A 12,337-nucleotide genomic window follows, 5' to 3' on the forward strand; every position below is an offset into this window, starting at 1 on the left:
GCGGCGAAGTAGAACTGGCTCCAGTACGAGACGAGGATGCGGCGGTCGACCGCCCCGAAGCCGGCGCCGAAGGCCGCGAGGGTCGCGTCGAACACGGCCGGGTCCCGCAGGGCGGTCAGGGGCCGCGCCCCGGGCCCGCCGGGCCTGGCCGCGACGCTGCCCCGGTAGGCGCCGAGGGAGTCCGGCACGCGGGCGGCGACCTCGGCGATCAGGACGTCGGGCATCATGAAGCCGGCCCCGGTTCGGGCCCCGTGCGGGCGATCGTAACCGCGAGCCAGGCGACCGCGAAGGCGTAGACCGGCAGAACGGCGGCGAAGTAGCCCGGCCAGCCGAGCCCGCCCGCGATGGCCGGCGCGGCGACCCGCAGGGGCATCGCTGCGAAGAAGGCCGCCCCGAACAGCAGGGCGTAGTCCGTGGCCGGGCGCGGCCCCTGGGCCCAGGTGTAGATCATCCGGAAGACCGGCACCCCGAGGATGCCCCCGCAAAGGAAGTTCAGGACGGTGGCGGCGACGGCGAGCCAGGCCGCCCCGGCGGCGCAGGCCGCCGCCATCAGCCCGCCCGTGGCGAGCACGCCGAGGCCGCCCGCCGCGATCAGCCGGAGGGTGCCGAAGCGCGCGGCGAGGCCGCCCGCCACCAGGGCCATGACGAGGTTCACGGCCGGCAACACGGTGCCGGTGAGGAAGCCGACCTGCGGCAGGCTCACCCCGAGGTCGAGGAGCGCCAGGGTGTTGGGACCGGAAATGAGGTAGGCCGCGGCGAAGTAGGCCCCGAGCGCCAGAATGCGGGGCACGAGGGTGCGCAGGCGGGACAGGGCCCCGGCGAGGCGCTCCGGCGTCCTGTCGCGCGCGCTCGAACCCCGCAGGCGCGTCTCCGGATAGCGCAGGATCGGCAGGAGGCAGGCGAGGTTGAGGGCCGCACAGGCCAGCACGGCGTTGGCCCAGCCCAAGGTCTCGTAGGCGCCCACCAGCACCCCCACGCCGAGGATACCGCCCAGGGAGGCGCCGCCGAGCTTGGCCGAAGCCATGAAGGCGCGCCGGTCCGCCGGCACGGTCTCGACCACCAGGGCTTCCAGGGCGATGTCCATGGTGGCGCTGCCCGCGCAGGCCGCGATGGCGAGCCCGAGCAGCGCCGCCAGGGGCCAGTGCTCGCCCAGCGACAGCAGGCAGAGCAGCCCGATCGTCGCGGCCTGCGCGGCCGCGATCCAGCCCGTCCGATGCGGTAGGACCGGCAGACGGAGGCGGTCGAGGGCGAGCGCCCACAGGAAGGTGAGGCCGACCGGCAGGTTGATGAGCTGGAGCAGGCCGACTTCGGTCAGGTCCAGTCCCTGCGCCCGCAGGATCAGCGGCACGGCGCCGGATAGGAAGCCGAGGGTGGCGCCGAACGAGACGTACAGGCAGAAGAACGGCGCCAGGGGCCGGATTTCCGCCAGGGCGGCGCCAGCCCGCATGGTCGCGGACGGGCCGGAACGGATTGGCGTGTGCGTGACTGGACCCGGTCGCATCGGCGGCGACCATGGCGAAGGTTTATTCGTAGATCAACGCCTCAATACTTTAACTAGACCGGTTAAAAACTGGGCTTCGACCGATCGGATGCCTGCCGGCACGGGGCCGATTGGCTGGCCCCTTGCAAGCGGCCGGGGCCTGAAGGCGACGAAATCCATCCGCGATGGGACCTTTCCGGCGCTCGGCCGTTGACCCGGCATGCCTGCCCGGCCCGCCGGGCGTGACCGCACGTCATAAAGGAAGCTCTTCCATGAAGAACATCATCATCGCCGCCGCCCTCATCCTCACCCCCGTCGCCCTCTCGGGCACCGCCCAGGCGCAGGGCACCCTGCGCGGCGCCGAGCGTGGCGCCGAGGACGGCAACCGCGCCGCCGGCCCCGTGGGCGGCATCGTCGGCGGTGCCGTGGGTGCGGCGACCGGCACGGTCGGCGGTGTCCTCGGCGTCGATCCGGACCGTCGCGAGGATCGCATGGAGCGCCGCGAGGAGCGCATGGAGCGTCGCGAGCGCCGCGACCGCTAAGGCGGGCCCGACGCCCGGCCCGACGGGGCCGGGCACCCGGTTGCCTCGCGCGGGACGACACCGTGCACGATCCTGACCACCTGCATCACCACGTTCTGGCCATCGCGGCGCGCGTCTCCCCGCCCCTGGCCGAGGCGATCGCGGTGGTCGGTCCTCTGGCGATCGAGCCGCCGAGCCGCACCGATGTCGCTGCGCGCCTCTGTGTCGAGGTCGTGAACCAGCAACTCTCCATCCGCGCCGCCAACGCGATCCGGGCCCGGATCGAGGTCGCCGCCGCCGGGCTGGGACTGGTGCCGCGCGACCTCTTCGTTCCCGAACACACGGATCTGCTTCGGGCCTGCGGCCTCTCGGGCAACAAGGTCCGGGCGCTTCAAGCCATTCGCGCAGCCGAGGCCATGGGTCACCTGGATGACAGCCTCGCCGCGATGACCCATGCCGAGCGCTCGGCCATCCTGTGCCGAATCAAGGGGGTCGGGCCCTGGACCGCCGACATGATCGGCATCTTCCATTACGGCGATCCCGACATCTGGCCGGTGGGCGACGTCGCCGCGGTCGGGTCCCTGCGGCGCCTCACCGGCTGCGATGACACCACGGCGTTCGCCGCCGCCTTCGCGCCCCACCGCTCTTGGCTCGCGCGCTACGCTTGGCGCATCAAGGATCTGAAATTCGGCCTGCCCGTACCCGGCCCGGCGGCGACCTGAGCGCCGGCACAACGCCGGACCGGGGTCAGCGGTAATCCGTCGGCGTCAGGCCGTGGCGGGCGATCTTGTCGTAGAGGGTCTTGCGCGGGGTGCCGAGGGATTCGGCGGCGAGCCGCACGTCGCCGGCGGCCACGATGAGCTCCTCGCGGATCAGCCCGCGCTCGAAGCGGTCGACCTGCTCGGCGAGGGTCCCGGCGGCCGCCGGCTCGGGCGCCGAGAAGTCCGACTGCCCGAGCCCGAGGGCGTAGCGCTCGGCGAAGTGGCCGAGTTCGCGCACGTTGCCCGGCCAGTCGTGCCGGCGCAGGTGGTCCATCGCGTGGGCGCTCACCGCCGGGACTTCGCGCTTGAAGCGCGCCGAGGCGCGGCGCAGGAACTCCTGGAACAGCAGCATCACGTCCTCGCGCCGGTCGCGCAGGGGCGGGATGGCGATCGTGATCACGTTGAGCCGATGGTAGAGGTCGTCCCGGAAGGTGCCCTGCGCCGCCGCCTGGCCGAGATCCACCTTGGTGGCCGCCACCACGCGCATGTCGATGGGCAGGATGTCGTTGCTCCCCAGAGGCTCGACCACCCGCTCCTGGAGCACGCGCAGGATCTTCACCTGGAGGCCGAGGGGCATGCTCTCGATCTCGTCGAGGAACAGGGTGCCGCCTTGAGCGTGCTCGATGCGGCCGACGCGCCGCTTCAGGGCGCCTGTGAAGGCACCGGCCTCGTGACCGAACAATTCGCTCTCCACGACGCTGTCGGGCAGCGCGCCGCAATTCATCGCCACGAAGTTGCGCTTGGCCCGCCGGCCCCAGCGGTGCAGGGCGCTCGCCACCACCTCCTTGCCCGAGCCGGTCTCGCCGAAGACGAGGACGTCGACATCGGCTTGGGCCACCTCGCGCACGAGCTTGCGCAGGCGCACGATCTCGGGGGAGACCCCGAGGAAGGCCGGGTCCTCCTCCAGAGCCGCGTCGAGGCGGGCGCGCAGGCGGCGGTTCTCCAAGACGAGGCGGCGCCGGTCGAGGGCGCGCCGCGCCGAGGCGAGCAGGGCTTCGGCCGGGTAGGGCTTGGCCAGGAAGTCGTAGGCGCCGTCGCGCATCGCCGCCACCGCCATGCGGATATCGCCGTGGCCGGTGATCAGGATCACGGGCAGTTCCGGATCGATGGCCCGCAGGCGCGCGAACAGGGCGTTCCCGTCGAGGTCGGGCAGGCGCACGTCTGTGATCACGAGGCCGGGCGGATCGGCCAGGATCGCCGTCAGGGCGGGTGCGGCGGCCCCGAAGGTCTCCACCCGGTAGCCGTCGAGTTCCAGGCTCTGCCGGTTGGCCCGGCACACCTCCGCCTCGTCGTCGATGAAGACGACCCGTTCGGCCGCGGACGGCCCTGCCCCTGTCTCGCTCACGTCGCTTCCTCCACCGGCGCAGCCGCCGGTCCGCCCGTCTCGGCGGCCCCTTGTGCCGGGGCCTTCGCCAGATCCACGCGGAAGATCGTGCCCCCCGCCGGATCGTCCAGGGCGGTGAGGCTTCCACCGCAATCCTCGACGATTCCGCGGGCGATGGCGAGTCCGAGGCCGAGCCCGTCCGACTTGGTGGTGAAGAAGGCATCGAACACCTGCGCCCGCACCGCCTCGGGCATGCCCGGACCGTTGTCGTGGACCTCCACGGCGATGCGGCCGGGCTCGGCCTCGCGCACCCGCAGGCCGACCCGCGCCCCGGGGCGGCCCGCCACCGCATCGAGGGCGTTCTGGAGCAGGTTCACCACCACCTGCTCCAGGCGCGGCCCGTCGCCGAGCACCGCCAGATCGGGGGCACCGGGCTCCACGGCGAGGCGCAGACCGGCGGACGCAGCCCGCGCCTCCACGAGTTCCAGGCTGTTGTTCAGGATGCCGGCCAGCGCCACCGGCTCGCGCTTGGCCGAGGCCCGCCGGGCGAACCCCTTGAGCTGGCGCGTCAGCCCGCCGATGCGGTCGGTGAGCCGGCCGATGGCGACGGCGTTCTCCGCCGCCTCGTCGGCACGGCCGCGCCGGACCAGGATGGCGGCGTTGTCGGCGTAGGAGCGGATGGCGGCCAGCGGCTGGTTGATCTCGTGGGCCATGCTGGCGGCGAACTGGCCCAAAGCCGCGAGGCGCCCGGCCTGGGCGAGTTCGCGGCCGAGGCGCTCGCGCTCGGCCTCCGCCCGCTGGCGCTCCTCGATCTCGAGGCGCAGGAGCCGGTTGGCGTCGGTAAGTTCCAGGGTCCGCTCCCGCACGCGGGCCTCCAGGGCGTCCCGCTGCGCGGAGGCCCGCACGAGGCGTTCGCGGTTGCGCCGGCCGCGGCCGGCCAGCGCGCCGAGGCCGAGGCAGGCGAGGCCCGTGAGGAGGCCGGCGATGATCCAGGCCTGCACCCGCTCGCGCTCCACCGTGCCGCCGAGGGGGGTCAGGGTGTGGAGCCGCCAGCCGGTGCCGGGGATCGGCGCATCGAGGCGCAGGACCACGCGGGCGGGCTGCGCCCCCCGGCCCGCCCGCGCCAGGTCCTCGCTGCCCGGAATGGGATGGAGCGGCACCGGCCCGAGGGGAGCGTCGCCGAAATCCAGGGCCTCGCGGATGCGTCGGCGCTCGGCCTCGCCGATCTGCCGGAGGGTGGTGAAGCGCCAGGCCGGATCGCTCGCCACGAGGACGATGCCGCGCGCATCGGTGACGAAGACCGCGTCCTCGGCCGCGCGCCAGCCCGCCTCGACGGCGTCGAACTCGATCTTGACCACCACCACGCCGCCGGCGGTGCCGATGCGGCGGGACAGGTAGAGGCCGGCGCGCCCGCTCACGGTGCCGAGGGCGAATTGCGAGCCCGCCCCGTCCCGCATGGCTTCCCGGAAGTAGGGCCGGAACGCGTAGTCGCGGCCGAGGAAGCTGCCCGGGGATTCCGCGTTGCTCGCCGCCACGGTGATCCCGTCGGGGCGGATCACGTAGATCACGGCCGAGCCGGTGGCGTTGGCCACCTCGGCGAGGCGCCGGTTCACGCGCGCGACGAGACCGGCGTCGGACGTCCCCTGCGCCGCCGCGGCGATCTCGGGGTCGGCCGCGAGCGCCAGCGGCAGGGAGGTCTGCTTCTGCATCTCGGCCCCGAGGGCCCCGACCTGGAGGGCGATGGCCGCCTGCGCGGTGCGCCGGAGGTCATCCATGGCCCAGCGCGCGGCGACCCGTCCGGCCGCCCACGCCGCCAGCAGGATCGCGGCGAGGCTCGCCAGGAAGAACAGGCTCTGCCGATCGGGCGCATGCGCCCGCACGCGGCGCAGCGCATCGGACGGGGCCAGCGGCCTCATGCGCTGCAGACCGCTGCGAATTTCCGGACGGATTTCCGGCCCCACGTCCGGAATTTCGCAAGGCGCGTTCGGGAGGGTGCGGGCATCACGGAAAAAACCATCCTCTTTTCAGGTATTTAAGAAAAAGTTTCGCGGGTTCCCGGGCTGGCACGCCGGTTGCCATTCCGGGAGGGTATCGCAGCCCTGCACGCTCTGCAGGGCTGTTTGCCGGAGGGTTCGACCTCCCGTCATCGCGACCCGCCGGGGCGCGACCGGGACGGCCCGGACCCCGAGGCGCCAAGACCAAGAGCGGACGGTGACGGGGCCATGCCCCGGCGCCGAACCGTCAACCCTTCGAGACACCCACCGGGAGAACGCCCACATGGCTGCCGTACCACTGCCCCTCACCGCCCCGCACGCCCCGCCGAAGCCCAAGCCGATCTACCGGACCCTGTATTTCCAGGTGATCGTCGCCGTGATCATCGGCATCACGCTCGGCCACTTCTATCCCCAGGTCGGCGCGGACATGAAGCCGCTCGGCGACGCCTTCATCAAGCTCGTCAAGATGATCATCGCGCCGGTGATCTTCCTCACCGTGGTCTCCGGCATCGCCGGCATGACCAATCTCGAGAAGGTCGGCCGCGTAGGCGGCAAGGCCCTGATCTACTTCATCACCTTCTCGACGCTGGCGCTCATCGTCGGCCTGATCGTGGCCAACCTCGTCCAGCCGGGCGCGGGCATGCACATCGATCCCAAGTCCCTCGATCCGAAGTCGATCGCGATGTACGCCGACAAGGCGAAGACGCAGACGATCACCGACTTCCTCATGAACATCATCCCCTCCACGGCGGTGGGTGCGTTCTCGGGCGGCGAGATCCTTCAGGTGCTGTTCTTCTCGGTGCTGTTCGGCTTCGGCCTCGCCTTCCTGGGCGATCGCGGCAAGCCGGTCCTCGACTTCATCAAGATCCTGTCCGAGGCGGTCTTCGGCGTCGTCCACATCATCATGAAGGTCGCCCCCATCGGCGCCTTCGGCGCCATGGCCTTCACCATCGGCAAGTACGGCATCGCATCGCTGGCCAACCTCGCCTACCTCGTCGGCGCCTTCTACCTGACCTCCGCCATCTTCGTGCTCGGCGTGCTCGGCGCGGTCGCCCGCTACAACGGCTTCTCGATCATCAAGCTCATCCGCTACATCAAGGAAGAGCTGCTCCTCGTGCTCGGCACCTCCTCCTCCGAGTCGGCCCTGCCCTCGCTTCTCGAGAAGATGGAGCGCGCCGGCTGCTCCAAGCCTGTGGTCGGCCTCGTGGTCCCCACCGGCTACTCGTTCAACCTCGACGGCACCAACATCTACATGACGATGGCGGCGCTCTTCATCGCCCAGGCCACGGACACCCCCCTGAGCTACGGCGAGCAGGCCCTCCTCCTCCTCGTGGCGATGCTCTCCTCGAAGGGTGCGGCCGGCGTCACCGGCTCCGGCTTCATCACCCTGGCGGCGACGCTGGCGGTGGTCCCTTCGGTGCCGGTCGTCGGCATGGCGCTGATCCTCGGCGTGGACCGCTTCATGTCCGAGTGCCGCGCGCTGACCAACTTCATCGGTAACGCGGTGGCCTGCATCGTGGTCGCCCGCTGGGAAGGCGAGGTCGACATGGCCAAGCTCGACGCGGCCCTCGGCGGCAACCCGATGCCCCTGGATTCGGATCTCCCGGCTCCGGCCCTGCAGCCGGCGGTCTGAGACGAGATTTCGGGGCCGGCCCGCAGAGGCCGGCCCCGACCCAAAATCGCGAACCCGCACGGGCACGCGGAGCACCACGCTCCGTCGCCCGGGCGGGTTTTTCGTTTCCCCTCACGGGTTTGTGAGCGGGCCGACGCTCGCAGCACGCCTTGAAGCCTTTCCAAACTGCGCGCCGGATCGCAGCGTGCCGGGCCTATGTTCATCCGCCCGTCCCGATTCGGAGTCCGCCCCGACATGTCGATTCGCCTGATTCCGTTCGCCGCCTCCCTGTCGCTCCTCGCGGGCCTCGGCGCCGCCTCCGCCCAGACCGCTCCCGCGCCGACCGGCGCCCCTCAGGAGGTCGATACCCAGGCCATCGTGGACGCCCTGTTCAAGGCCGGCGGCAACCAGCCGAACGTGCGCGGCAGCGGCGCCAAGGGCGTCTGCGTGAAGGGCACCTTCACCCCCTCCGCCGAGGCGCCAAGCCTGTCCAAGGCACCCCACTTCGCCAAGGCCAACGCGGAGAAGCCCCTGCCGATGACGGCCCGGTTCTCCATGGGCGGCAGCAATCCGAAGGTCTCCGACAAGGCCAAGCCGGTGACGCGCGGCTTCTCCATGCGCATCGCGGACCCGGCCGGCGACATGGTGTTCGTGTTCATCTCCGCGCCGGTCTTCGGCACGAAGACCCCGCAGCAGCTCCTCGACTTCGCCACCGTGCGCGCGCCCGGTCCGGACGGGAAGCCGGACGCGGAGAAGATCAAGGCGTTCGGGGCGGCCAACCCCGAGACGACCCGGCAGGCGGCTTGGCTCAACGCGCGGCCCGTGCCGGCGAGCTATGCGGGCGTCGATTACTGGGGCGTACACGCCTACACGCTCACGGACGCCAAGGGCACCGCGACGGTGGCCAAGCTGAAGACCGTGGCGGCGGCGGGCCAGCTCGGCCTCAGCGACGACGAGGTCAAGGCCAAGCCGGACGCCTTCTACGCCGACGAGCTGAAGGAGCGCCTCGCGCAGGGACCGGCGCGCTTCGACCTCGTGGCCATCCTCGGGGAAGCCGGCGACCCGACCAACGATCCGACGGTGCAGTGGCCCGAGGAGAGCCGCAAGTCGGTCAAGCTCGGCACCCTGGCGATCACCGCCCTGGAGCCCGCCGCCACCTGCGACAGCGCCACCTTCGATCCCGTCGTCGACCTGCCTGCCGGGGTCGCGGGCCCGGCCGACGACCCGATGTTCGCGATCCGCTCGCCGGCCTACGCGATCTCGCTCTCGCGCCGCTCGAACTGAGGAATCCGGACAGGCGTTGAGGGTTCGTTAACCCTGATGCCGCAAAGTCGGATCAGGCCGGACCGTTAAGGCGGACCGGACGGGGCCTCGGTGCCCGGATGCCAGGTGACGCCGGATGTACGCGCACCTGAGCCTCCGGCCGCCGCGGCCCTTTTTCGTTGCCGATCCGCATTGGCGCTCCCGCCTGCATTGACGTATCCCCCGGCGACCTTGCGGGATCGGACACGGCGTTGGAACAGGCATTGCTGACATGGCTCGGCGGGCAGGCGTCGGTCCGGACCGAGATCCTGTGGCTCCTCGGGGCCGGGTTGTCCGCGCTCCTGACGATCCACATCCTGTTGCGCAAGCGCGAGGTCGGGGCGGCGACCGGCTGGATCGGCCTCGTCTGGCTCTCGCCCCTGTTCGGGAGCGCGCTCTACGCATTTTTCGGCGTCAACCGCGTCACGCGCCGGGCGCAGAAGTTGCGCATCAAGCCGTCCCAGCCGTACCCGGCGGACGGGGACCGGGCCACCGCCGGCCCCGCCTTGCCGGCGCGCTTCCGGCCCCTCGACCATGCGGTCCGGCGCATCACCGCCCTGCCCCTTCAGGCCGGCAACCGCATCGAGACCCTGCGCAACGGCGACGCCGTCTATCCGGCGATGCTGGAGGCGATCGCGGGCGCGACCCGTTCCATCGCCCTGTCGAGCTACATATTCCGCAAGGACGGGATCGGGCGCGACTTCCTCGACGCCCTGCAGGCGGCGCAGGAGAGGGGCGTCGCGGTGCGCGTCCTCGTGGACGGCGTCGGCAGCGGCTATTTCATCGACGCGATCTACCGGGGCCTGCGCCGCCGGGGCCTGCCCTCGGGGCGCTTCATGCACACCGTCCTGCCCTGGCGGATGCCGTTCCTGAACCTGCGCACCCACAAGAAGCTGCTCATCGTCGATGGGACGCTGGCCTTCACCGGCGGCATCAACATCGCGGACGAGAACCGGGTGGCCCTGAACCCGCCCGAGCCCGTGCGCGACGTGCATTTCCGGATCCGGGGGCCGGTGGTGGCCCAGCTCACGGCGGCCTTCGCCAGCGACTGGGCCTTCGTGATGGACGAGGAGCTCGAGGGACCGGACTGGTTTCCGGCCCTCGAGCCGCAGGGCGGGACGCAGGCGCGCGTGGTCACCTCCGGACCGGACGCGGACCTGCGCAAGATCGAGCTCGTGGTGCTGGAGGCGATCTCCTGCGCGGAGCGCAGCATCCGCCTGATGACGCCCTACTTCCTGCCGAGCGAGGTGCTGGTGAGCGCGCTCTCCCTCGCCGCCCTGCGGGGGATCACCGTCGACGTCATCATCCCGATGGCGAGCGACCACGCCGTGGTGGACTGGGCGACGCGGGCGCACGTAGACCCGCTGCTGGCCAGCGACGTGCGGATCTGGCTCGACGACCCGCCCTTCGACCACGCCAAGCTCCTCGTGGTCGACGATGCCTGGTGCTTCATCGGCAGCGCCAACTGGGACACGCGCAGCTTCCGCCTGAACTTCGAACTCAACGTCGAGGTCTACGATACCGCACTGGCCGGGCGCCTCGATGCCTTCATGCGGGAGAAGATGTCGCTACGCCTCACCCGCGAGACGCTAGCGCAGCGCGGGCTCCCCGTCCGGCTGCGCGACGCAGGCGTCCGATTACTGCTGCCATACCTGTAGCCTCGTCCTCGGTCAGCCGACCGGACGCCTTGCGCTGCACGGCCTCCTGGGTCGGGGCGAGATGGACGATGATCGGCCGGTGGTCGGACGCCCCGCGCGGCAGCACGCTGCGCCCGTGACAGACCAGGCCCCGCACCAGGCAACGGTCGAGCCGCAGGGGCACCACCCGCGCCATGGCGTGGGTGGGCAGACGCGGCCCGACATCGTGGAAGCCGGGCAGCAGGGGCGGCCCGACGAGGTTGTAGTCGCCGATCACGGCGGCGCGCTCCGGCAGGCTCTGCTCGATGCAGCGCAGCTGCCGCCGGTTGAGCACCTGCCCGTGTGAGAGATGCACGTTGGCCACACCGAACGCGCCGAGATCGATCACTTGAGCGACCCGGTCGAACAGGGTGCCGGCCGGCAGCGCGATCGCCTTCGGGGTGACGGCGAAGGGCGTCGGGCTCCAGACGGCGAGGCCGTGGATGCGCCCCGGCATCTGCGCCCAGGCGTAATGGCCCCCGACCTTGGCGGTGAGCGCCTCGATGTCCCGGGTGGCCTCCTGCATCAGAACGAGGTCGGGCCGCTCGCGCTCGATCAGCGCGGCGATGCCGGCGACGTTGGCCCCGACCCGCCGCAGCAGGTTCCAGCTCACGATCTTGGCGATGCCCGGCCTACCCTGACCGGGTCGCCCTTGCGAGGTCTGGAGGGCACGGGCGGTCAGGCGCGCGAGGCGGCGATCGTTCAGCATCGGCCCATAGGTGGGTCAGCGGCGCGCCGCGGAAAGCCCAAGGGCGCGGCTTTGCGGGGCCTCACGCTTCCATCAGGGCCGCCACGTGCGCGGCGGTGGATTCGGCCAGGCCCCGGAGGTCGTAGCCGCCCTCCAGCACCGAGACGATGCGCCCGTCGCAAGCCTGCTCGGCGATTGCCATGACCTGCCGGGTCGCCCAGGCGAAATCCTCCGCCTCCAGCATCAGGTTGGCCAGGGGGTCGCGCCAATGCGCGTCGAAGCCGGCCGAGATGACGATGAGGTCCGGCCGGAAATCCCGGAGCCGCGGCAGGACGCGGGCCTCGAACGCCTCGCGAAAGCGCTCCCCGTCGGCGCCGGGCTTGAGGGGCGCGTTGACGATGGTGTCGTGCTCGCCCGCCTCCGAGACCGCGCCGGTGCCCGGATAGAGCGGCATCTGGTGGGTCGAGCAGAACAGCACCGACGGGTCGTCCCAGAAGATGTCCTGGCTGCCGTTGCCGTGGTGCACGTCCCAGTCGACGATGGCGACGCGCTCGGCCCCATGGACCACCCGCGCGTGCCGGGCCGCGATGGCGGCGTTGTTGAACAGGCAGAAGCCCATGGCGCGGGTGCGCTCGGCATGGTGGCCCGGCGGGCGCATGGCCGAGAAGGCATTGCGGGCCTCGCGGGCCATCACGGCATCCACCCCCGCCACGGCGGCGCCGACGCCGCGCAGCACGCAGTCGATGGTGCCGGGCGACAGCACGGTGTCGGAATCCACGTGGACCAGTCCCTCGGCCGGGGCCGCCTTCACCATCGCCCGCACCCATTCCTCGGGATGCGCGAGGGCGACCGTCTCCAGGCTGGCGGGCTCGGGCGAACGCCGGTCGAGGGACGCGAAGGCCTCCGGCGCCAGCGCGTCCTGGACCGCCTGCATGCGCTCTGGCCGCTCCGGATGCCCGTGCGGGGTACGATGCGCGCG

10 protein-coding genes and 1 pseudogene are annotated in these 12,337 nt (G+C 71.7%); 5 read left to right on the top strand and 6 right to left on the bottom strand.

Annotated features, from left to right (window positions below; translation table 11 throughout):
* Together K2X24_RS00230 and K2X24_RS00235 are read right to left on the bottom strand one after the other, a co-directional pair.
* A pseudogene (locus K2X24_RS00230) lies at window positions 1-227 on the bottom strand (siderophore-iron reductase FhuF); the annotation flags it as partial.
* Entirely contained in the window at window positions 224-1,447 is a 1,224-nt protein-coding gene (locus K2X24_RS00235; protein WP_292493571.1) for an MFS transporter, read from the bottom strand. The pseudogene K2X24_RS00230 and the gene K2X24_RS00235, both read right to left, overlap by 4 nt.
* 305 nt (window positions 1,448-1,752) lie before the next feature.
* Between K2X24_RS00235 and K2X24_RS00240 the strand changes: the two genes are divergently transcribed.
* A complete protein-coding gene (locus tag K2X24_RS00240) occupies window positions 1,753-2,022 on the top strand; it encodes a hypothetical protein (protein WP_243913537.1) in 270 nt (89 codons plus the stop codon).
* 62 nt (window positions 2,023-2,084) lie between these two features.
* Complete coding sequence (locus K2X24_RS00245; protein ID WP_292493574.1) at window positions 2,085-2,723, top strand: DNA-3-methyladenine glycosylase 2 family protein; 639 nt, start codon at window positions 2,085-2,087, stop codon at window positions 2,721-2,723.
* A 25-nt stretch (window positions 2,724-2,748) separates the two neighbouring features.
* Here the strand turns inward: K2X24_RS00245 and K2X24_RS00250 are convergent, their stop codons facing one another.
* Complete coding sequence (locus K2X24_RS00250; protein WP_292493576.1) at window positions 2,749-4,107, bottom strand: sigma-54 dependent transcriptional regulator; 1,359 nt, start codon at window positions 4,105-4,107, stop codon at window positions 2,749-2,751.
* The gene (locus K2X24_RS00255; RefSeq protein ID WP_292493578.1) at window positions 4,104-6,002 is read right to left on the bottom strand and encodes an ATP-binding protein; all 1,899 of its coding nucleotides are present in this window, start codon (window positions 6,000-6,002) and stop codon (window positions 4,104-4,106) included. The genes K2X24_RS00250 and K2X24_RS00255 overlap by 4 nt, the downstream gene beginning before the upstream one ends.
* 361 nt (window positions 6,003-6,363) lie before the next feature.
* On the opposite strand from K2X24_RS00255, the gene K2X24_RS00260 reads away from it, so the two are divergent.
* The 3 genes from K2X24_RS00260 to K2X24_RS00270 all read left to right on the top strand — a co-directional run bounded on the left by K2X24_RS00260 (window position 6,364) and on the right by K2X24_RS00270 (window position 10,652).
* Complete coding sequence (locus tag K2X24_RS00260; RefSeq protein ID WP_292493580.1) at window positions 6,364-7,713, top strand: dicarboxylate/amino acid:cation symporter; 1,350 nt, start codon at window positions 6,364-6,366, stop codon at window positions 7,711-7,713.
* Between the two features lie 234 nt (window positions 7,714-7,947).
* Complete coding sequence (locus K2X24_RS00265; protein ID WP_292493582.1) at window positions 7,948-8,976, top strand: catalase family peroxidase; 1,029 nt, start codon at window positions 7,948-7,950, stop codon at window positions 8,974-8,976.
* A 230-nt stretch (window positions 8,977-9,206) separates the two neighbouring features.
* Window positions 9,207-10,652, top strand: a complete 1,446-nt coding sequence (locus K2X24_RS00270) for a phospholipase D-like domain-containing protein (RefSeq protein WP_292493584.1) — start codon at window positions 9,207-9,209, stop codon at window positions 10,650-10,652.
* On the opposite strand, the gene K2X24_RS00275 is transcribed toward K2X24_RS00270, so the two are convergent.
* Together K2X24_RS00275 and K2X24_RS00280 are read right to left on the bottom strand one after the other, a co-directional pair.
* Window positions 10,570-11,379 carry an endonuclease/exonuclease/phosphatase family protein gene (locus tag K2X24_RS00275; RefSeq protein ID WP_292493586.1) on the bottom strand — a complete coding sequence of 270 codons (810 nt, stop codon included), beginning with the start codon at window positions 11,377-11,379 and terminating at the stop codon, window positions 10,570-10,572. The two genes, K2X24_RS00270 and K2X24_RS00275, sit on opposite strands and share 83 nt — an antisense overlap.
* A gap of 61 nt (window positions 11,380-11,440) precedes the next feature.
* Window positions 11,441-12,337, bottom strand: an 897-nt coding sequence (locus K2X24_RS00280; protein ID WP_292493588.1) for a histone deacetylase family protein, incomplete at its 5' end; no start/stop codon positions are given.

This window comes from Methylobacterium sp., from assembly GCF_019750675.1.
Lineage (GTDB): Bacteria > Pseudomonadota > Alphaproteobacteria > Rhizobiales > Beijerinckiaceae > Methylobacterium.

Bases quoted from the DNA above. Each gene is read 5' to 3' on its own strand.
- K2X24_RS00235 (WP_292493571.1), bottom strand. From the start codon at position 1,447: ATGCGGGCTGGCGCCGCCCTGGCGGAAATCCGGCCCCTGGCGCCGTTC.
- K2X24_RS00240 (WP_243913537.1), top strand. From the start codon at position 1,753: ATGAAGAACATCATCATCGCCGCCGCCCTCATCCTCACCCCCGTCGCC.
- K2X24_RS00255 (WP_292493578.1), bottom strand. From the start codon at position 6,002: ATGAGGCCGCTGGCCCCGTCCGATGCGCTGCGCCGCGTGCGGGCGCAT.
- K2X24_RS00260 (WP_292493580.1), top strand. From the start codon at position 6,364: ATGGCTGCCGTACCACTGCCCCTCACCGCCCCGCACGCCCCGCCGAAG.
- K2X24_RS00265 (WP_292493582.1), top strand. From the start codon at position 7,948: ATGTCGATTCGCCTGATTCCGTTCGCCGCCTCCCTGTCGCTCCTCGCG.
- K2X24_RS00275 (WP_292493586.1), bottom strand. From the start codon at position 11,379: ATGCTGAACGATCGCCGCCTCGCGCGCCTGACCGCCCGTGCCCTCCAG.